Origin of the sequence: Nocardia sp. NPDC058499 (genome assembly GCF_042719915.1) — a bacterium.
GTDB lineage: Bacteria > Actinomycetota > Actinomycetes > Mycobacteriales > Mycobacteriaceae > Nocardia.
On the sequence record NZ_JBHXMZ010000012.1, the window covers coordinates 76911 to 96844 of the forward strand.

The 19934-nt window shown below is 67.1% G+C and carries 15 protein-coding genes; 7 read left to right on the forward strand and 8 right to left on the reverse strand.

Features of this window, described 5'->3' with window-relative positions:
- Positions 1 to 7 precede the first annotated feature (7 nt).
- Complete coding sequence (gene rpsF / locus ACFWPH_RS29090; RefSeq protein ID WP_378755364.1) at positions 8 to 295, reverse strand: 30S ribosomal protein S6; 288 nt, start codon at positions 293 to 295, stop codon at positions 8 to 10.
- Positions 296 to 587: 292 nt separating this feature from the next.
- On the opposite strand from rpsF, the gene ACFWPH_RS29095 reads away from it, so the two are divergent.
- Positions 588 to 1997: a hypothetical protein gene (locus ACFWPH_RS29095; RefSeq protein WP_378755365.1), complete on the forward strand. Its 1410-nt coding sequence runs from the start codon at positions 588 to 590 to the stop codon at positions 1995 to 1997.
- 168 nt (positions 1998 to 2165) lie between these two features.
- Entirely contained in the window at positions 2166 to 3293 is a 1128-nt protein-coding gene (locus ACFWPH_RS29100) for an NAD(P)H-dependent flavin oxidoreductase (protein WP_378755366.1), read from the forward strand.
- Between the two features lie 468 nt (positions 3294 to 3761).
- On the opposite strand, the gene ACFWPH_RS29105 is transcribed toward ACFWPH_RS29100, so the two are convergent.
- Positions 3762 to 4550, reverse strand: coding sequence for a GntR family transcriptional regulator (locus tag ACFWPH_RS29105; RefSeq protein ID WP_378755368.1), 789 nt, complete (start codon positions 4548 to 4550; stop codon positions 3762 to 3764).
- 248 nt (positions 4551 to 4798) lie between these two features.
- On the opposite strand from ACFWPH_RS29105, the gene ACFWPH_RS29110 reads away from it, so the two are divergent.
- The gene (locus ACFWPH_RS29110) at positions 4799 to 6172 is read left to right on the forward strand and encodes an ABC1 kinase family protein (protein ID WP_378755369.1); all 1374 of its coding nucleotides are present in this window, start codon (positions 4799 to 4801) and stop codon (positions 6170 to 6172) included.
- Here the strand turns inward: ACFWPH_RS29110 and ACFWPH_RS29115 are convergent.
- Positions 6079 to 6777, reverse strand: coding sequence for a GDSL-type esterase/lipase family protein (locus tag ACFWPH_RS29115; RefSeq protein ID WP_378755370.1), 699 nt, complete (start codon positions 6775 to 6777; stop codon positions 6079 to 6081). The two genes, ACFWPH_RS29110 and ACFWPH_RS29115, sit on opposite strands and share 94 nt — an antisense overlap.
- A 118-nt stretch (positions 6778 to 6895) precedes the next feature.
- Between ACFWPH_RS29115 and ACFWPH_RS29120 the strand changes: the two genes are divergently transcribed.
- Positions 6896 to 9280: a lysylphosphatidylglycerol synthase domain-containing protein gene (locus ACFWPH_RS29120; protein WP_378755371.1), complete on the forward strand. Its 2385-nt coding sequence runs from the start codon at positions 6896 to 6898 to the stop codon at positions 9278 to 9280.
- A 253-nt stretch (positions 9281 to 9533) separates the two neighbouring features.
- Here the strand turns inward: ACFWPH_RS29120 and ACFWPH_RS29125 are convergent, their stop codons facing one another.
- Both ACFWPH_RS29125 and fadD5 read right to left on the reverse strand, forming a co-directional pair.
- A complete protein-coding gene (locus tag ACFWPH_RS29125; RefSeq protein WP_378755372.1) occupies positions 9534 to 10124 on the reverse strand; it encodes a cysteine hydrolase in 591 nt (196 codons plus the stop codon).
- A gap of 138 nt (positions 10125 to 10262) precedes the next feature.
- Positions 10263 to 11831, reverse strand: coding sequence for a fatty-acid--CoA ligase FadD5 (gene fadD5, locus ACFWPH_RS29130; protein WP_378755374.1), 1569 nt, complete (start codon positions 11829 to 11831; stop codon positions 10263 to 10265).
- A gap of 333 nt (positions 11832 to 12164) precedes the next feature.
- Between fadD5 and ACFWPH_RS29135 the strand changes: the two genes are divergently transcribed.
- A complete protein-coding gene (locus tag ACFWPH_RS29135) occupies positions 12165 to 13139 on the forward strand; it encodes an NAD(P)H-dependent flavin oxidoreductase (RefSeq protein ID WP_378755375.1) in 975 nt (324 codons plus the stop codon).
- 348 nt (positions 13140 to 13487) lie between these two features.
- Here ACFWPH_RS29135 and ACFWPH_RS29140 read toward each other — a convergent pair whose 3' ends face one another.
- A complete protein-coding gene (locus ACFWPH_RS29140; RefSeq protein WP_378755376.1) occupies positions 13488 to 14441 on the reverse strand; it encodes an MBL fold metallo-hydrolase in 954 nt (317 codons plus the stop codon).
- A gap of 629 nt (positions 14442 to 15070) precedes the next feature.
- Here ACFWPH_RS29140 and ACFWPH_RS29145 point away from each other — a divergent pair.
- Entirely contained in the window at positions 15071 to 16984 is a 1914-nt protein-coding gene (locus ACFWPH_RS29145) for an acyltransferase domain-containing protein (RefSeq protein ID WP_378755377.1), read from the forward strand.
- Between the two features lie 132 nt (positions 16985 to 17116).
- On the opposite strand, the gene ACFWPH_RS29150 is transcribed toward ACFWPH_RS29145, so the two are convergent.
- Both ACFWPH_RS29150 and ACFWPH_RS29155 read right to left on the reverse strand, forming a co-directional pair.
- Positions 17117 to 17521 carry an RNA-binding S4 domain-containing protein gene (locus ACFWPH_RS29150; protein WP_378755378.1) on the reverse strand — a complete coding sequence of 135 codons (405 nt, stop codon included), beginning with the start codon at positions 17519 to 17521 and terminating at the stop codon, positions 17117 to 17119.
- Positions 17522 to 17524: 3 nt separating this feature from the next.
- Positions 17525 to 18103, reverse strand: coding sequence for a C40 family peptidase (locus ACFWPH_RS29155; RefSeq protein WP_378755379.1), 579 nt, complete (start codon positions 18101 to 18103; stop codon positions 17525 to 17527).
- A 463-nt stretch (positions 18104 to 18566) separates the two neighbouring features.
- On the opposite strand from ACFWPH_RS29155, the gene ACFWPH_RS29160 reads away from it, so the two are divergent.
- Positions 18567 to 19754 (forward strand): AAA family ATPase, encoded by a 1188-nt coding sequence (locus ACFWPH_RS29160; RefSeq protein ID WP_378755380.1) that lies wholly within the window; start codon positions 18567 to 18569, stop codon positions 19752 to 19754.
- The last annotated feature ends 180 nt before the right edge of the window (positions 19755 to 19934 follow it).

Sequence of the window (19934 nt, forward strand, 5' to 3'; positions counted from 1 at the left end):
GCCGGAACTACTTTTCGTTGCGCAGAACCTTGGTGCGCAGCACCTGCTCGTTGAGGCCCAACTGGCGGTCGAGTTCGCTCACCGTGGCGGGCTCGGCGGTCAGATCGATAACCGCGTAGATGCCTTCGGCGTTCTTGCTGATCTCGTAGGCGAGACGCTTACGGCCCCAGATATCGACCTTGTCGATTTTCCCGCCCTCGGTGCGGATAACGCTGAGCATATTTTCCAGGGACGGCCCGACGGTGCGCTCGTCCATGCTCGGATCGAGGATGACCATCACTTCGTAATGACGCACGAACCAATCACCTCCTGTGGTCTGGATTCGGCCACGGACGGTCCGTGGCAGGAGGTCGTCGCGTCAGCAACCGGGCAAGAGTACCCGAGGGGGTGGGTCACCACGAAATCGATCCGGCCGACTTCGCGACCGCACTCCGCGCGGCGCGGAAGACGATTTCCCGGTATCGGGAAAGAACCGGAATTCGCGACCGATACGGCAGGGTGCAACCTGGTATTACCGCCCGTGCCGTGGGTGCCGGTGTCCACTCTCGGGCGCTCGGCACCGCACCCCCGACACTAAGGTGATCGGTATGTCGATCGGAGCGGCCGCGCGCGCGTTCGCGACCGGTCGCGTTTCCCGGCAGACCGCGGTGATTGCGGCGGTTCTGCTGTGCGCGATCACACTGACAGTGGCGTTTCTCAACAAGGCTCGTTGCGCCGGAGCGCCATTTCGCGCCGACGGTCGCAGTGTCGCGTTCGACTACGTGAAGGACGCCCGGGTCTGCTACTCCGATATCCAGTTCCTGTGGCTGGGGCGCGATATCGATCAGCATATTTTCCCGTATGTACACGGCGGCATCACCGCCGACGGATCGCTGATCGGCGGGGCCGTGGAATACCCGGTGCTCAGCGGCCTACTGATGTGGCTCGGCGCCTTGGGTGCGGACAACGACGCGATGTTCCTGCTGTATTCGGCGCTGCTGCTGGCTCCGTTCGCCTTGTTGACGGCGTGGTTGCTGGCCCGGATGGCCGGCCGGGCCGCGCTGCTGTGGGCGGTGGGGCCGCCACTGGTGCTCTACGCATTCCACAACTGGGAACTGCCGGTGGTGTGCACGACCGTGGCGGCGATGGCGGTGATGGTGCCGAGCCGGCGGCCGGTGCGGTCGCGGGCGATAGTCGCGGCAGTACTACTGGGGCTCGGATTCTGTTTCAAGATCTATCCGGCCATATTCGTGCTGCCGTTGATGCTGTATGTACTGACCGACGGCGACCGGGGACCGGATGCCAACGGCCGCACCCGCCTCGATATCCGGGGCGCGCTGTGGACCGGTGCTGCCGCGGCGGCCACCGTCGCGGTGGTCAATCTGCCTTTCGCGATCGCCGGATACGACGGCTGGCGGGCATCGATCGAATTCCAGCAGCAGCGCCAGGCCGATATCACCACGAACTCGATCTGGTTCTGGGGGCTGCGGCCGCTGTTCGGTACCGATCGGGTCGGTACCGCGGCTTTCGCCGATACCGTGGCGATCGCCTCACCGATGTTGATCATCGCCTCGTTCGTCCTGGCGTTGTACATCGGGCGCCGCCGGTACCTCGAAACGGGTGTGTATCCGTGGATCGGTGTCAGCGGGGCGATGCTGTGCGGGTTTCTGCTGTTCCACAAGGTGCATTCGCCGCAGTACACGCTGTGGTTGATTCCGTTCCTTGTCGTTCTGGCGGTGCCGTGGCCGGTGGTGTGGAGTTATCTCGTCGCCGATATCGCGATCGGAGTGGGGGTTTTCCGCTATTTCTATGCGATGGGCACCGGGCATTCGGTCGAACTGATGGAAGCGGTGGTGCGCTTCGGAGTGTGGGGCCGCGCCACCTTGCTGGTGTTCCTGTTCGTCCTGTTCCTGAAGGTTCCGCTGCGGAAGCCGCGCGACCGGGCGGCGCCCGCCGAGGCGCCGGCGGGCGGGGTCGAACCTGCGCCGGCAATCGCACCGGCGAATCGGTTCCAATAAAACTAGAACGTGTTACATTCAAGGTATGGCACCTGCAGGACCCGTGCGCACGCCTCGCCCGCACCCATGGCACGCGGCGCTTTCGGGTCCGCGAGGTGACAGCGGCCGGATCAGCCGCCGCGCGGCAATTGTGTAACTTGTTCCAGGCATAGGGAGACCAGCAGCGCCATGCGTACCGATATCTGCGACCGGCTGGGGATCGAGTTCCCCATCTTCGCCTTCACCCATTGCCGCGACGTGGCGGCCGCGGTCAGCAACGCCGGCGGTCTCGGCGTCCTCGGCGCGGTCGGGTTCACGGCCGAAGAGCTCGAGGTCGAGCTGGCCTGGCTCGACGAACACGTCGGCGACAACCCCTACGGTGTCGACCTGGTGATCCCCTCGAAGTACGAGGGCAAGGGCATCGACGGACTCTCCCCCGAAGAGCTCGAGGCCGAACTCGCCAAGCACGTCCCGCAGGGTCATCGCGATTTCGCCGAGAAGATCCTGGCCGATCACGGCGTGCCGAAGCTTCCCGAAGAGGAAGTACACCCGCAGCTGCTCGGCTGGACCGCCACCACCGCGGCGCCGCAGGTCGAGGTGATCCTGAAGCATCCGAAGGCCAAACTGGTCGCCAACGCGCTGGGCACCCCGCCGCCGGAGTTCGTCTCGCAGATCCAGGAGTCCGGGCGGCTCATCGGCGCGCTGTGTGGTTCGGTGAAGCACGCCATGAACCACAAGAATGCCGGCCTGGACTTCGTGGTCTGCCAGGGCACCGAGGGCGGCGGGCACTGCGGTGAGGTCTCCTCGCTGGTGCTGTGGCCGCAGGTCATCGACGCCGTGGGCGATCTGCCGGTACTGGCCGCGGGCGGTATCGGCGACGGCCGCCAGGTCGCGGCCGCCATGGCGATGGGCGCCGCCGGCGCCTGGACCGGTTCCATCTGGCTCACCGTGGAAGAGGCCAACGTGCCGCCCGCGCAGATGCAGACCCTGATCGACGCCTCCAGCCACGACACCATCCGCTCCCGTTCCTGGACCGGTAAACCGGCCCGGATGCTGCGCAACGAGTGGACCGACGCCTGGGAATCGGCCGACAACCCGGATCCGCTGCCCATGCCGCTGCAGATGATGGTCGCGCTGGACGGCGTGAAGCGCGGCCACCGCTATCCGGAGGCCGCCAAGGACGTGAACTTCAACCCGGTGGGCCAGATCGTCGGCATGATGAACAAGACCGAGCGTTCGGCCGATGTGATGAACCGCCTCGTCGAGGAATACGTCAACTCCTGCGAGCGCCTGAACAAGCTCAACGACGCCGGATAGTCACCGCGTTCGGCCGGGCGGGGCCGCCCGGCCGAACGTGCCCGGCCGTGGACCGGCCGCACCGTGGTGGGTCCCGCGCCGGCCTGCGTGTCCTCGCCCGCGCCCACACCTGTAGCCAGATGTGGGCGGGGTCGGCGAGCAGGGTCCGCCACCACATCGCGTCGACGGTAGAGACGCGGAACCTGGACCGGCGATAACCGAGAGGTCCGAGACCTGGCCCCGGCTCGTGCCGCCCAGCAGCGCTCGTGTCCGGGCAGGAGCCGAGGTTTCGACCGTCCACCTCTGAGACGCCCGACCGGACGCTTGCCTCATCGGCGCGCGGACCGGCTGGGCAAACTGTTCGGTTCGGCTCTCGGCGTACTGGACGCCCCCACCGCCGACACTCCCGGGTTCAGCGAGGCCCTCGTGAGGTTTCGCTGCCGAGCACCGCTGACGGGCGCGACCGCACTGCGGAAAACCCGGGCCCGTTCAGGCTGTGACGGCGTGGATTTGCGGTTCGCCCTGTGCTCCGAGGAGTTCCTCGAAGCGGTTGATCACCTTGTGGTGATAGATCCCGAAGAGATCTTCGAACAGGGCCAGTTGTGCGGGTGAGGGGCCGGATTCCGATTCCCATACCGCGATCAGCGCCCGCCAGACCAGGACGTGCAGATCGGCCGCGCCGGCGAAATATGCCTCGACGGCCTGCGGCACCTCGAGGACCATATCGCCGATCGAATTCAAGATGGCGCGCTGCAGGCTGGATTCGAGGGTGACGAGCAACCGTCGCACGATACCGATTTCGATGGCCAGAATGCGGCGGTGATCGGGTACGTCGGTGCGGGCGAGGGTTTCGAGCGCATCCACTTCGGCCTTGAGTTCGGCGAGATCGAAACCGGCCGCGACCGGCCCGCCCGGCGCTGCGCCGGTGTAGGCGAGCAGCGCGTCCATGACGATCCCGCGCTCGACCTCGACGATATCCCGGAACATCTCGATCGCGACCTCGGGCATCGGGATGGAGAAGCGGAAGAGGTGGCGGTAGACGTCCAGCCCGCCGGCCGAACGCACCTCACGAATGGTGAAGCCCTTACCGCGCCTGGCCTCCACGAAGCCGTAGGATTCCAGCCGGCCGAGCGTGAGCTGCGCCGTGGCCCGGTTCATTTCGAACTCGTCGGCTACCTGACGAACCGAGGGCATCAGTTCCCCCGGCTGATATTCCCCTGCGGCGACCCGCCGGGCCAGTTCGTCGGCGACGTCGGCGACTACCGTGCGGGACCCCATGGAGACACCTCTCTCGGCAGTTGTTACGTCCCAGACAGTCTATGCACAACTATGCCAGACTGCACAGGAGAACAAAGGATTCGGTTCGGGGATAGAGGTATGAGTGAGTCAGGCCCGGAGGCGGCAGCGGAGCGTAACCACGCAGGGCCCTCACTCATACCCAATGGACGCAGTATGAGTGAGTCAGGCCGGAGGACGCAGCGCAGCGCCACCACACAGGGCCCTCACTCATACCCGGAGGACACAGCATGAGCAGTCGACGCGATTCCGGCGCGCCACCGGTACGCCCGGCGCTGCGCAGCGCCAAGCTCATGGCGCTGCCGGTCGCCTATGCGGGCCGGCAGGCGGCGGGGGCGGGCCGCCGGGCGCTCGGGCGGCCCGCGCTGGAGGTGAACCGCGATATCCAGAGCCGCACCGCCGAGCATATGTTCGCGGTGCTGGGTGAACTGAAGGGCTGCGCCGCCAAACTCGGGCAGTTGCTGGCGATCTATCAGCTCGCGCTACCCCGCGATATCGCGGCGCCGTACCAGGCTGCGCTGGCCCGGCTGCAGGATTCGGCGCCGGTGATGCTGCCCGCGACCGTGCACGGTGTGATGGCCGATACGTTCGGCCCGCACTGGCGCGACCTGTTCCGGGAGTTCGACGATCGCCGGGCCGCGGCGGCCTCGATCGGTCAGGTGCACCGCGGGGTGTGGCACGACGGACGTGAAGTCGCGGTGAAAGTGATGTATCCGGGCGCCCGGGTCGCGGTGGAATCGGATCTGGTGCAGTTGCGGCGGGTTTCGATCCTGGCGTCGGTGCTGCTGCCCGGTGCGGATGTGAAATCGGTGACCGAGGCACTGTGCGAGAGCGTGCGCGCCGAACTGGATTACGCGGGCGAGGCGGAGAATCAGCGGACTTTCGCGGCCTTCTACCGCGACAGTGCCGAGTTCTATGTTCCGGACGTGCTGGAACAGCGTGGCGATGTGCTCATTTCGGAGTGGGTGCGGGGCACCCCGGCGACCCGGATCATCGGTTCGGGCACCCGGGAACAGCGCGACCGGGTCGGCGAGCTGATGATGCGGTTCGTCCTCACCGGCTGGGAACAGCACGGGTTGCTGTACTGCGATCCGCATCCGGGCAATCTGTGGCTGCTGCCCGACGGCCGGCTGGGTGTGGCCGATTTCGGGGCCTGTGCGCCCTGGCCGCATCCGGGGTTCATCGATTTGGCCGTGCAGATGTGCGATGCGATTTTCAACGGCGGACCGTCGGCGCTGGAAACGGCGGTGCGTAAGCACGGGTTCGCGTTACCGGGCCGGGAGTTCGACGCGGTCGCGCTGGAATCGGCGCTTTCGGCGTGTGGTGAGCCGGTCCGCCACGAGCGTTTCCGGCTGACCACGTCCTGGTTGCGTAAGCAGGTGCTGCGCACCACGAGTCTGCGGCTGACCAATGTGATGCGGGAGCTGACGCTGCCGCCGGCGTGCACCCCGTTCGCCCGGGCCTCGCTGACTCTGGTCGGTACGTTGAGCCAGCTGGAATGCGAATGCGATTACGGCGCGGAGCTGGTGCGGTCGGTGCCCGAACTCGGGGAGGTCTTCGCCCCGGTGCGCCGCGGTTTCATTTCGGGCGTATCCGCGAGCTGAGTCGCGGCGTACCCCAGCCATTCGCGCCAGTCCGGCAGCAGCAGTTCCGCGAACGCGGTGTATCCGGCCGCCCCGGGATGTGCCCCGTCACCGGCTCGTACCTGTTCCATCCAGACCGTATCGGCCGCCAGACGGTGACAACTGCTGACATAGGGGACCCCGTGCTCGGCGCAGACCTGCCCGAAGCGTTCGTCGAGGTCGGCGGTGCGGAGGTTGTGCTCCACATCGTCCACCGGCGGCGGGCCCACCATGAGAACAGGCCACGATGCGGTGTGCGTGCCCGCGAGCATCGTGCGCAGATTCGCCACCGAGGTGTCGGCGGCCACTCTGGTCCGGCCGTCGATCAGCATGGTGTCGTTGACCCCGAACGAGAACACCACGCGCCCCTGGGCCTCGCGGGGCAGCCGCTGCCGGCATTCCGCCTGCCAGCGCCCGGCGATATCGGTCGAGGTCTGCCAGCGGACGCCGAGGTTGTATGCGGTGGGCGCGATGCCGGCGGCGTGCGCGTCGACCGTCAGTCGCCCGCTCCAGCCCAGCGCCTCGGGGTCCCCAACTCCGGCGACGAAGGAATCCCCTACGAAACAGATGCGCAGATCATTGCTCACCGACAGATTCTGGCAGCGTGTTGGTGTGTATCGTCCGGCTCGGCCTCCTGCATACTCACGGTCTGGTGTGTGCGGGCGGCCGACCGGCTTCACCTCGATCCGAAAGTACCGATACGACATGCGAGTCGATGGGCGGGAGATCCCGGTAACGGGCAACCTGCTACAACCGCTCACCAGGCGGACCAGCGATATTCTGCGTGTCGTCTTCGCGATCGCCGGGGTGGCCGTGGTCATCGCCGGATCGTTGATCACCCGGCCCGAATGGCTGGCGCTCGAACGTTCCGTCTCCAATATCGTCGGATTCCTGAACCCGGACCAGTCGAATCTGGTCTACCTGCTGTACGGGATCGCCATCCTGATCCTGCCCTTCGCGATCCTGGTGGAGCTGGTGTGGGGCGGGCAGTGGAAACTGCTCACCGGATACGCCACCGCCGGTCTGGTGGCCGGGCTGCTGCTGTCGATCACGCCGAACGGTTTATCGGCTCCGCAGTGGCATCTGCAGGTGCCGGAGAATCTGGCCGATAAAACCTTCCTCCAGCAGTTCCTCGACGATCCGCGCTGGATTGCCATGCTCGCCGCCGTGCTCACGGTGTCCAGTCCGTGGCTGCCGGTACGACCCCGCCGCTGGCTGTGGGCGCTGATCCTGGCCTTCGCGCCGATGCATCTGGTGGTCAGCACCGTCGTCCCGGCACGCGCCATGTTCGGGCTGGCCGTCGGCTGGCTGGTAGGCGCGGTGATCGTATTGCTGGTCGGGACCCCGGCGCTGGAGGTTCCGCTGGAGGCGGCGGTCCGGCAGCTGGCCCAACGCGGCTACACCGTCAACCGGCTCACCGTTGTCCGCCCGGCCGGCCCCGGCGCGCTCATGCTGTCGGCGACGATCGAAGAGCGCGAGCGGGCGCTGGTGGTCGAACTGTACGGAAAGAACCAGCGCACGCTCAGCGCGGTGCGCCAGCTGTGGCGGCGGCTCACTTTCCGCTCCAGCGAGACCGCGCCCCTGCACGGTTCCATGCATCGCGCCGTGGAGCACCGGGCCCTGATGGCGATCGCGCTGGACGAACTGGGGGTCGCCGCACATCGGCCGGTGACGGTGGCGGGGCTTCCCCGCGGCTGGATGCTCTACGCCCATACCCTGCCCGCCGGTCGCTCGATCGAACAGGATCCCGCCGATACCGCCGCATTGGACGCGGTCTGGCGGGCACTCACGGTTCTGCGTGAACGCGGGATCGCACACGGGGAACTGCGGCCCGCGGAGATCCGGGTGGGCGAGCAGGGCGCGGTCTTCGGTGGTTTCACAGCGGCCGAACTGTGCGCCTCCGATGCCCAGCTGCAATCCGATATCGCCCAGCTGCTCGTCTCGATGACCGCGGTGTTCGGTTCGGAAGCCGCGGTGCGGTCGGCGATCGAGGTCCTCGGCGAACAGACCGTGCTCACCGCCTCGCGCCGGCTCACCAAATTCGCCATGCCGCGCGGTATCCGCGCCTCCATCCCCGAATGGAAATCGGTGGTGACCGCGGCCCGCGACGAAGTGCGGACGCAAACCGGCCAGGACCGGATCGAGGCCGAACAGATCACCCGGTTCAACCGCAAGAGCCTGCTCCAGCTGGTGCTGCTGATCGGCCTGGTCTATGTCGCCTACCCGTTCATCAGCGCGGTACCGACCTTCTTCACTCAGCTCCGGGAAGCCAACTGGTGGTGGGCACTGGCCGGTCTGGCGCTGTCCTCGCTCACCTATCTCGGCACGGCGGCCGCGTTGTGGGCCTGCGCCTCGGGCATCGTGAAGTACTGGCCACTGGTGCTCATGCAGATCGCGAACACATTCGCCGCCACCACCACGCCGGCCCGCGTCGGCGGTTTGGCACTGAGTGTGCGATTCCTGCAGAAGGGCGGGGTCGGGGCGGTCCGGGCCACCGCGGCGGTCGCGTTACAGCAGGCCGTACAGGTATCGACCCATATCGGGCTGCTGGTGCTGTTCAGTGTCGCGGCCGGAACCACGGCGGACCTCTCGCATTTCGTGCCCTCCCCCACCGTGCTGTACCTGATCGGCGGCGTGGGGGTCGGCATCATCGGCACATTCATGTTCGTGCCGAAACTGCGCCGCTGGCTCAACACTTCGGTCCTACCGCAGCTGCAGGAGGTGGTCGGAGAGCTGGCCCGGCTGGCCCGTGACCCGAAACGCTGCGCGGTCATCGTGCTCGGCTGTGCGGCCCTCACCCTGGGCCAGGCCCTGGCGCTGTGGGCAAGTGTGCAGGCCTTCGGTGGCGGCACCACATTCGTCACCGTCACCATCGTGACGATGATCGGCGGCACCCTGGCCTCGGCCGCACCCACACCGGGTGGTGTGGGCGCGGTCGAGGCCGCGCTGATCGGTGGTCTGGCCGCGTTCGGCCTGCCGGCCGAGGTCGCGGTGCCATCGGTACTGCTCTACCGGGTGCTCACCTGCTGGATCCCGGTTTTCTGCGGCTGGCAGGTGATGCGCTGGATGACCGATAAGAACATGATCTGAGCTGTGTTTATGGCGCCGCCTCCGGCGGCGCGGGGTTCGGGGCCCCCTTGGTCTCGTTCTTCACTCCTCCGCTCCTCCGCTTCGCTCCCCCGCTCCGTCGCTCCAGAACGAGACGGGCCCCGAACCTTTGGGGTGGGCCCTGGATACGGACTTTCCGAAGTGGCGCGCGCGGAACGGGCTTGGCGATCGTGACCCGCGAAGCGAACCTCGAGCAGCGCGCCCCACGAAGCGAACCTCGGGATGGGCTGCGGTATCAGCCGTTGTGGAAGGCGTCTGCTGCGGTCCGCAGACCTGCGCTGACCAGTGCGATATTGGACAGCGAGGCGGTGTGTACCTGGGGGTCGGCCGCGGTGACACAGTCCGCGACCGTGTAGACGGTGAAGCCGAGATCGGTGCCGTGGCGCGCGGTCTGCTCGACCGTGAGGTTGGTGGCGACACCGGTGAGGAACAGGGTGTCGATATCGTTTTCCACCAGCCAGCGCGGGAGGTCGTTACCGGCCAGGCCCGAAAGCTTCTGGTTGTCGACGATATGGTCGGCCTGATCGGCCATCTCCTCGATCAGCCGGCTACCCGGGGCCTCCGGCCGGAACTCGTGCTGCGCCGCACCGACCGATTCCATGAAACCGGTGTTGCGCACCAGCCGGCCCTCGTCCTCGGGGACGGTGAACCGGGTGAAGACGATCGGCAACCCCAGCTCCGCGGCCTGTTTGTGGAAATCGGCGGCGCGTTGCACCACTCCGCTGGCGGCCACCGGTTCGGCGAGCATCGGACCGAAGAAGCCCTCCGGCCGAATGACATTCACCTGCCAGTGCAGGGCGAGAACAGCAGCGTTTTGTTCCGGCATGCCGTAGATACTCGACTATCGGCGGCCGTGCCGCACAACGGGTCGGAAAAATCCCAGGACATCGGCGCTACGCGAAACGACACCGGGCCGCCCGGTCCGGAAACCGTCCGGCCCGGGCGTGCTCGGATGATGCGGGGACTACGCGCCGTCCTTGCGCAGCTCCACCTTCACGACCTTGCCGCTGGCGTTGCGCGGCAGTTCCGCGACGATCACCAGTTCCTTCGGATGCTTGTAGCGGGCCAGGTTCTCGTTGAGGAACGGTTCCAGTTCTTCGAGGGTGAGCGTGCCGTCGGCATCGTCCAGCGCGACCACGGCCACCGGGACCTCGCCCCACTTCTCGTGCGCCCGGCCGATGACCGCGGCTTCCCGGATCTTCGGATGCGCGAACAGGACGTTCTCCACCTCGGCGCAGTAGATGTTCTCGCCGCCGGAGATGATCATGTCCTTCTTGCGGTCCACGACGTAGACGAAACCTTCGTCGTCCTGGCGCACCAGGTCGCCGGAGTGGAACCAGCCACCGGCGAAGGCGTCCGCGGTGGCTTCCGGCTTGTTCCAGTACCCCGACATCATCGTGGGGCCGCGGTAGACGATCTCGCCGACCTCGCCGGGCGCCACATCGTTCATCTCGTCGTCGACGATCCGGGCCTGGATGGTGGGGATGACTTTGCCGACCGAGCCGAGTTTGCGGATGGCGTCCTTACCTTCGAGGACGCAGGTGATCGGCGACATCTCCGTCTGTCCGAACACCGCCACGTTGAATGCGTCCGGGAATGCGTCGGCCATTGCCTTCAGCACGGTATCGGACGCGGGGGCTGCGCCCCAGCTGAGCGCCTTCAGCGCCAGTTTGCGCTGTTTCACCGTCGGCTCGTCGCAGATCAGCTGCCATTGCGCCGGTACGCAGAATGCCGTGGTGGCCTGCTCGGCCTCGACGGCGTCGAGGAATTCGGTGGCGCTGAAGGCGCCCAGCGGATGCAGCACCGTCTTGGCGCCCAGCATGAAGGCCGGCGCGAGGCTGCCGAGGCCCGCGATATGGAACAGCGGAGACGTGCAGAAACCGACCGATTCCTGGTCGATCGCCAACGCCCGGATACAGGTGAGCGCTTGGGCGTTCATATTGCCGTAGGACAGGACCGCACCCTTGGGGCTACCGGTGGTTCCGGAGGTGTACATGATGAGGCACGGCGTGTCCTCGGGGATATCGAGCGGAGTGTGCGCGGCGCCCTCCTCGGCCAGCGCGTCGTCGTAGCCGATAACACCCGCACCGCTGCTCCCGCCGATCACGAAGACGTGGTCGAGCCCGGTGGCCTGTGCCTGCACCGCGGTGGCAAGCGGCTGCAGCACCGCATCGGTGACCACGGCCTTGGCACCGCTGTCGCCGACGATATAGGCGACCTCGGGTGGGGTGAGCCGGAAGTTCACCGGGACCGCGATCGCGCCGAGCGCGTTGATCCCGAACACGGCCTCCAGGTATTCGGGGTAGTTGAGCGCCAGGAGGAGCACCCGGTCACCGGAGCCGACGCCGCGGCGGGCGAGCGCGTCGGCGAACTTCTGCGACCGTTCGTGCAGCTGCCGCCAGGTGGTGTCGGCACCGCGGAAACGAATCGCGACCTCGTCGGGCCGCATCACCGCATGCGTGGCGATCTGGTTGTTCCAGTGGTTGCGACGCGAACGGATCGGCTCGTCGAGGGCCTGCGCACCGGTGGTCATCCCACGTACTCCTCTCGGTACCGCGTGACCCACCGGAGTGTCCGGCGCCACACGCGGTGTGAACGTGTCGGCAGAATAACAATTCACATCGGCACCGGCAAGGAATTCAGGGCCGAATGGCCGTTAATTCCGAGGAACCGGACCGTGGAACAGGTTCACGCGCGTTGACGCGCGTATTTGCGACGATACCGGCGTACCAGCGCACCTGCCAGCTATCTTCCAACTCGGTCACTTATGCGAATCACGACTCACTTCCGGGGTTGATCGGGTCGCGATCGGCATGGCACCATGCAGCATGCGCGGACTATCCGCGGAAAGTGAGGAGAGCAGGCGATGCTGCGGACCAGGTTCACCGAGACTTTCGGTATCGAACATCCGATCGTGCAGGGCGGAATGATGTGGGTCGGCCGGGCCGAACTCGTCGCCGCCGTGGCCAACGCCGGGGGGCTCGGTTTCATCACCGCACTCACCCAGCCATCCCCCGACGATCTCCGGCGCGAGATCGAGCGCACACGCGAACTCACCGATAAGCCGTTCGGGGTGAATCTGACCATCCTGCCGTCGATCAACCCGCCGCCGTACGAGGAGTACGTGCGGGCCATCGTGGACAGCGGTATCAAGATCGTGGAGACCGCGGGGAGCAACCCGGAGCCGTTCCTGCCCGCCTACCGCGAAGCCGGCATCAAGGTCGTGCACAAATGCACCAGCGTGCGGCACGCGCTCAAGGCACAGAGGATCGGCGTGGACGCGGTCAGCATCGACGGTTTCGAGTGCGCCGGACACCCGGGTGAGGACGATGTGCCCGGTCTGGTGCTGATTCCCGCGGCCGCCCGCGCGCTGACCATCCCGTTCATCGCTTCCGGCGGTATCGCCGACGCCCGCGGCCTGGTTGCGGCGCTGGCACTCGGTGCCGACGGCGTCAATATGGGCACCCGATTCCTGTGCACCCAGGAATCCTCCATCGATCAGCAGGTCAAAGAGCAGATCGTCGCCAACTCCGAGCGCGATACCCAGCTGATCTTCCGCACCATGCGCAACACCGCACGGGTCGCTGACAACGAGATCAGCCGCAAGGTCGTCGAGATCGAGAAGGCCGGCGGCAAGTTCGAAGACGTCCGCGAACTCGTCTCCGGTGCCCGCGGCCGGCGGGTGTTCGAGGAAGGCGATCTGGACGCCGGGATCTGGTCGGTGGGGCTGTGCCAGGGCCTGATCGACGATATTCCGACCTGCGCCGATCTGATCGGCCGGATGGTCTCGGAGGCCGAGGAACTGATCAACGCCCGGCTGGCTCGGTTCGTTTCGGCCTGAACCGGCCCGTAAGCCGCGCCGGAGGTTTGGCGATCGATCCGGCGCCGGGTGTGGGAAGCCGTCTCATAGCAGCCGGCTTCCCGCACCGTAGCTCCAGCTTGCCGCTCCCGGCTCGACCACGATTACGTCGCGACGACCCGGCCGGAACCGCTGCGCCCGCCGCCGCGGCCTGAGCCTCGGCACGGCCCGCGGGCTGCGGCCACTCGGCCCGGCCCAAAGCGCTGCATCCGCCCTTCGCGAGCGGATGCGTCCGCGGCCATCGACACTGTGAAGCCGCGTCAGTGGGCGGCATCGACGACAGCGCCGCACCGACGCGGCCGTGAACACCGTGCGGCCGCGTCAGCGAGATCAGTGGGCAGCCAGTGCGGCGACGGCATCGTAATCGTGCGCGGCCACCACTTCGATATCGGCCGGTAGCGCGTGCAGTCGGTGGATGGTTTCGAAGGCCCGATCCCGATCGGCGTCGAACAACTGACCGGGCATCGGCGCCTTCTCCCGGACGAGTTCGATCTGCAGCCGATTCCACACCGCATCTCCGGCCAGCAGCACCCGGCGACCGCCGGCGGTGGCGAGGAGTACACCGATACTGCCCGGGGTGTGCCCGGCCAGATCCACCAGTAGCACCGATCCGTCGCCGAACAGGTCCAGGCTGCGCTCGAAGGTGAGCACGGGCGGTCCGTCCAACTCGAGCGGATCCAGCGATCGTCCCAGCAACGGGCCCCGCACCACCCCGGCCGGTGCGTGCGACCCCTCCAGCGCCCAGCTCAGCTCGGCCGCAGGCAGCCGCACCGGCACCGATTCGGGCAGTTCGAGCAGGCCGGAAATATGGTCCCAGTGCAGGTGGGTCGGCAGCACGAAATCGATGGTGGCCGGATCGATATCGCGGGCGGCGAGCGCATCGGCCAATCCGAGTACCGGTTTGTCCGGCGCGACCAGCAGCGGAATCGGGAACGGCAGATCCGGCAGCACCCGCCGGTGAACATGGGCGCAGAGCGCGGGATCGACCAGGAAACGCGCATTCGGATGTTCGACCAGATACGCGCCCATCGCCATCGGCAGATGCCCTAGACTGCGCACCCCTTCGGCCACGATGGCGGTCGGCGCCTGCATCCGGCCCTGCAACAGCACGGTCAGTTCGACACTCGCCCGGGCCGGCGGCGGAGATACCGATTCCAGCCGTGACAGCAACAGCGTATCGGCCTTACGGGGCCGCAGCAGCCGCGCCGGTGTGGCGGCCAAGGCCGCGCAGCAGCGCAGCAGCGTGGGGAAGGTCGGGGTTCGTCCGTCGACGGAAGCAGCCACATCGCAACGGTACCGGCCGCCCGGCGGTGGGCGGCGCGAACGAACACCGAGTCCGGCACGACGGCAGACAGAGTTCACCCCGAGGTCGAGGACGACTTCCATACCGTCGACCAAGTGGCCGCTGACAGACCGTCGCTCATATCGGCGCTCGGGCCCCACAGGTTCCCGGCACGGAATCTGTCACTCCGGGACAATCCGACCGGGCCTCGTAAGGCCGCTTCCACGGCGGTTGTTCCATCCCGCGGCAGCGCACAAGAACGCCACGGCATGCCGGACTCCGGATCAGCGACCTCGACGACCCGATCGAGTCCGCGGCTCTGCGAACGGGCGGTAACACTGCCGCGCGCTGGACATCCGTTGCGCCGAAGCTACGGCCCGGCCGCCGAGCGATTCGGCGGATCCAGGCTCGCCATATGTTTGCCGGACATTTGCGTCGAATTCTTCCGGACGGCAGCAGTTTTCGTAACGCCGCGGCCGGTCGGTGACGGTGGATTCTTCCGGCATAATCGTGGCGTGAGGCGGGACACGCAGCTGCTGTGCTGGATTCACGGCTCGCCGAGCGGCCGGTGGCGCGTGCGCACCGCTCGCCCCGGCCGTAGCCGCACCCCGTCGTACCTGCCGTCGTGCCGATGACCGATTCTGCGGGCGGCGTGGTTTTCCTGTTCTCGCCGGAAGGTGGCGAACACGCGCGGATGGGGCGCACCCTGGCCGGGCGGTACCCCGTTTTCGCCGCAGCCGTGCTCGACACCAGTGATGCCGTCGTGGCAGCGGGCGGACCGCGGGTGTGGACTCCGCGCCATGGTTTCCGCCACCCCGGTGCGGCGCAGTGGCCGGACCGGCGCCGGCGGGATCCCGTGTTCGCCCAGGCCGCACTGTTCACCTACCAGGTGGCCACGGCGACACTGCTGATCTCGTGGGGTGTGCGGCCCGACGCGGTGGTCGGGCACGGTATCGGGGAGGTGGCGGCGGCAGTGACCGCCGGCGCTCTCCCCCTGTCCGATGCCGTCCGTGTAGTCCTCGCCCGCGCCCACGCCGTGCGCCGGGTGGCGCAAACCGATGTCGTTGCCGAATTGCGGACCTCGGTGCCGGAGGCGCGGCGCCTGGTGGATCCCGTGCGCGAACAGGTCGTGCTCGCCGCCGTTCATGGACCCGACTCGGTACTCGTCTCCGGGCCGCCGCGCTATATCGATGCCGTGGTGCGCCGGGCCGGACGCCGCGATATCGCGGCGCAGCGCTGCGATGCGTTCGCCCCGGCGATCGGTCGATCGGCGGCCGAATCCGTCGCCGCCCTCGGCCCGCTGCACCCCACGACACCGGTTATCCCGATGTACTCCACCGCCCGCGGCGGTGCGGTTATCGATGCACCGATCACTACGGGCGGCTATTGGATCGAGAACTTCACCGGACCGGTACAACTCGCGACCGCACTGGAGCGGGCTGCCGCGGGCGCGGATACGACCATCGTGCTGGAGGTCGCCCCGCACCCGATTCTCTGCGATGTGCTGCGCGAACTCCCGCGGTTCACCCATACGACCTATCCCACCGCCCGCGGTGACGACGAAGGAACCACGTTCCTGACCTGCCTGGCCCAGGTGCAGGCAACTCGGGCCACGGCGGGACACCGAACCCGGCAGCTCCTGGAAGGCTCCACCGGCCGCGAACCGGATACCGGAACGAGCAACGGCCGGCCCCGGCTCGGTGGCGGATACGTAAACGATTCTGCCTCAATGGCTTCAGCGAACACAGGGGCGCCGGATGGAACGACGGCCGGCCTGTCGGCGAACCGGGGCCATCAGGTTCCGGAAGCCGCGGGAATCGGCCCGGCGGGAGGAGATATGCGGGCGGAGGTCACGGGCGCCGGAACGCTGGCTTCGATACGGCTCACCGATAACCTCCCACCCACAGATATCATCGCATGGACTCGAATGGTCGACGCCAACAGGGCTATCCGCTTCCTGGCGGCCCAGGTCGCGCTGGATCCGCCGATGCAGATCGATACGGCCGGCACCTATGTGGTCAGTGGTGGACTCGGCGCGCTCGGCTCGGTCATGGTGCGCCGGCTCCTGGTATCCGGTGCCCGCGATGTTCTGGTGCCCACCCGTTCACCGCGCCCGGTGCCCCCACTGCTCGAGGGATTCGAGGACCGGGTCGTGGTGGTGCGCTGCGATACTGCCGACCGTCACGATCTCGACAATGCGCTGCGTGATATTCGCGAATCGGGATGCACCATCCGCGGCGTGGTCCACGCGGCCCAGGTTTTCGAGGACACCGTCGTGGCCGCACTCTCCGCGAATACCGCGACGGGTTCGGCTCGGATAGGGCCGACGCCTGCCGAATCGCCGGAGCCGGTCTTGGATGCGGGGCGGCTCGCGCGGCGATTCGCGCGGATCTCGCCGGCCGCGGCCAATCTCATCGAACTCACCGCCGCGGACCCGGTGACGTTCATTGCCGTGTTCTCGACACCGTTCGGCGGCATTACCGCGCACCAGGAAATCGGCGCCCCTACATCGGTGGATGCACTCGGACACGATTCGCCATCCTGAACGGACCCCAGTGGTCGGTCCGGGTGCGGACCCGAGCACGTGGGCCACACCCGGCGGAGCTGTTCGGGCGGGGCCCGATGCCCGTCGATGGGTTCGAGAGTGAATCGCCGTGCACATAGTGCGCGGCGCGAATCAGCGTTCGGTCCGCCCCAGCAGGCGATCGGTTTCGCGGCGATCCCGCTTGGTGGGGCGACCGGTCCCGCGGTCACGTTGCGGGAGGGAGGCGAGGACTTCCCGCGGCGGCGGAGGTGGACTGCGGTCGATCAGGCATTGGGCGGCGATCGGAGCACCGACCCGTTTGGTGATCACCCGTTCCACGATGACGATCCGTTCGATCCCCGAGCTGCGGATACGGATCTCGTCACCCGGCCGCACCGGCTGAGCCGGTTTGGCTGTCGCACCGTTGACACGGACATGACCGCCGCGACACGCAGCCGCGGCAGCCGATCGTGTTTTGAACAACCGCACGGCCCATATCCAGGAGTCGACCCGGGCCTGGGCCGGACCATTGTCCGGAACAGAGGGAGCTGGACTCACCCTTTACACGATACGACGCGCGGTGACCACTTCGTCGGCGGAAAGATTGGTGTAGGACACCGGCTCACCGGACTGCACCGCGTTCAGGAGCTTGCCGTCACCGGCGTACAGGCCGACGTGGCCGCCACCGTTGGTGATGACGATATCGCCGGGCTTCAGATTCTGGAATGCCACCGGCGCGCCCACATGGGACTGTTCGAAGCTGGTGCGCGGCAGTTTGATGCCGGCCTGCTTGAACGCCCACTGCACCAGGCCGGAGCAGTCGAAGTTGTAGGGGCCCGCGGCACCCCAGGAGTACATGGCGCCGACCTTCGTCTTGGCGGCGTCGAGGGCGACATCACCGGCCGTCTGCGGCTGCGCCGGCGCGGGCGGGGCGAAATTCGGCAGCGCGGGTGCCGCCGGCATTGCCTGCGGGGCCGCCGAGAGCGCCTGGTTCAGCTGCTGGTTGAGCTGCTCTGCCTGGGCTGCGTACTGATCCGGGACCTCGACATCGAACTTACCGACGCCGGGAACGTCGATCGTGGTGGTCGCGGCATTCGCGATAGCGGGCATGGTGCCCGTGGTCGCGGCGAGAGTGCCCATGACGAGCGCGCCCTTGACAGAATTTGGCAGCTTGGATTCTCGCTGCAAGCTGTGCTTACCCACCGAGCTCCGTCTCCGATCTTCGTGCTCTCCCACCATCGTCGGACGCGCGTCCTACGCATATCGCGACGGCCTGCGATGGCAGCGACCAGTGGCGCCGCCTCACTGACGAAACGACTCGACTCCACTAAGTCACAAAGAGGTTACGATGCCTGCCCGGTGTTGTCCAGCCGAACGGGCCGACTTTTCTCGCGAGCTGGGAGTACAGACGTAAAGTACTGTGCGCGAAGGGATTTTCAGCACGTCGATAGGTCACGGCGAGGTATCGGCGGGCGTGTCGGTTCGGCTACGGACCTTGTCCACGACCGCGAGGCGGTTTCCCGGCCATCTCCGGATAGCCGCGTCTAGGACACGGCATAGATTCGCCCATATATACGGATAGGCGCGCTACGGTAGGGGAGTTATGGACCCCGTGCGCAACCCGTATGCACCCGGCGCAGGCCAGCGTCCACCCGAACTTGCCGGGCGCGGAAAGCAACTCGACGCCTTCGACGTCGTCTGCGAACGTATTGCGCGGGGCCGGCCGGAACGCAGCGTGATGCTCACCGGACTCCGTGGCGTCGGCAAGACCGTTCTGCTCAATCAGTTGCGATCGGCCGCCGGCGCCCGTGGCTGGGGTACCGGAAAGATCGAGGCGCGACCGGATCAGGAGCTGCGGCGGCCGCTGTCTTCGGCGCTGCACATGGCGGCCCGGGCCATCGCCAAAACCCATAGCAACAGTGAACGCGTCGACGATTTCCTCGGCATACTCAAGGCATTCGCTCTCCGCGCCACCGCGGACAAAGGAATGCGGGAACGCTGGCAGCCGGGTATCGACGTCCCGGCCGTCACCGGCCGAGCCGACTCCGGCGATATCGAAATCGATCTGGTGGAACTACTGACCGAAGCCGCCGGGCTGGCCGCGGATATCGGCGTGGGTATCGCCATCTTCATCGACGAGATGCAGGACCTCGCACCGACGGATATCTCGGCCATCTGCGGCGCCTGCCACGAGTTGAGCCAGGACGCCGCGCCACTGATCGTGGTGGGCGCGGGCCTGCCGCATCTACCGGCCGTATTGTCGGCGTCCAAGAGCTATTCCGAGCGGCTGTTCAGTTACCACCGGATCGACCGGCTGGATCGTGAGTCGGCCGATCTGGCCCTCATCGCCCCGGCCGAACGCGAAGAGGTGAAGTTCTCCGACGAGGCGCTGGCGGCGCTGTACCGCAAGGCCGACGGCTATCCGTATTTCGTCCAGGCCTACGGCAAGGCGACCTGGGACCAGGCACCCGGTAGCCCGATCACCGCCGAGGACGTGGTGGTCGCCGCGCCGACCGCCGAGGAGGAACTGGCCGTCGGGTTCTTCGGTTCCCGCTACGAACGCGCGACGCCGGCCGAACGCGAGTACATGCGCGCGATGGCCGACCTTTCCGGTGACGAGGGCCCGGTCGCGACCGCGGCGGTCGCGGCGGAACTGGGTCGCAAACCCGCATCCTTGTCACCGGCTCGCGACGGCCTGATCAAAAAGGGACTCATCTACTCCGCCGAGCGCGGGACGATCGGGTTCACGGTGCCGCATTTCGGGCGTTACCTGCGCAGTGTGACCACCTGAGTCGGCGATTCCGATTTATCCGGCCATCTAGCGGTTGCACTAGACAAGACCAGAGAACCCGACAGAGGTCCGGTCGCGCAACGAACCGCACCGGACAGCAGGCCCTCGATCGGAGTATCTAACCGCATCTAGTGATTTCTCCAGAAACCCAGATATTGCACTCGCTCCGTGGTTCCGTGG

Excerpts from the sequence above, each read along its gene's own strand:
- ACFWPH_RS29105 (WP_378755368.1), bottom strand. The coding sequence starts at position 4,550 with ATGGGGTCCCGCACGGTAGTCGCCGACGTCGCCGACGAACTGGCCCGG.
- ACFWPH_RS29110 (WP_378755369.1), top strand. The coding sequence starts at position 4,799 with ATGAGCAGTCGACGCGATTCCGGCGCGCCACCGGTACGCCCGGCGCTG.
- ACFWPH_RS29155 (WP_378755379.1), bottom strand. The coding sequence starts at position 18,103 with ATGGGCACTCTCGCCGCGACCACGGGCACCATGCCCGCTATCGCGAAT.
- ACFWPH_RS29120 (WP_378755371.1), top strand. The coding sequence starts at position 6,896 with ATGCGAGTCGATGGGCGGGAGATCCCGGTAACGGGCAACCTGCTACAA.
- ACFWPH_RS29100 (WP_378755366.1), top strand. The coding sequence starts at position 2,166 with ATGCGTACCGATATCTGCGACCGGCTGGGGATCGAGTTCCCCATCTTC.
- ACFWPH_RS29135 (WP_378755375.1), top strand. The coding sequence starts at position 12,165 with ATGCTGCGGACCAGGTTCACCGAGACTTTCGGTATCGAACATCCGATC.
- ACFWPH_RS29145 (WP_378755377.1), top strand. The coding sequence starts at position 15,071 with ATGACCGATTCTGCGGGCGGCGTGGTTTTCCTGTTCTCGCCGGAAGGT.
- ACFWPH_RS29095 (WP_378755365.1), top strand. The coding sequence starts at position 588 with ATGTCGATCGGAGCGGCCGCGCGCGCGTTCGCGACCGGTCGCGTTTCC.
- fadD5 (WP_378755374.1), bottom strand. The coding sequence starts at position 11,831 with ATGACCACCGGTGCGCAGGCCCTCGACGAGCCGATCCGTTCGCGTCGC.
- ACFWPH_RS29160 (WP_378755380.1), top strand. The coding sequence starts at position 18,567 with ATGGACCCCGTGCGCAACCCGTATGCACCCGGCGCAGGCCAGCGTCCA.
- ACFWPH_RS29125 (WP_378755372.1), bottom strand. The coding sequence starts at position 10,124 with ATGCCGGAACAAAACGCTGCTGTTCTCGCCCTGCACTGGCAGGTGAAT.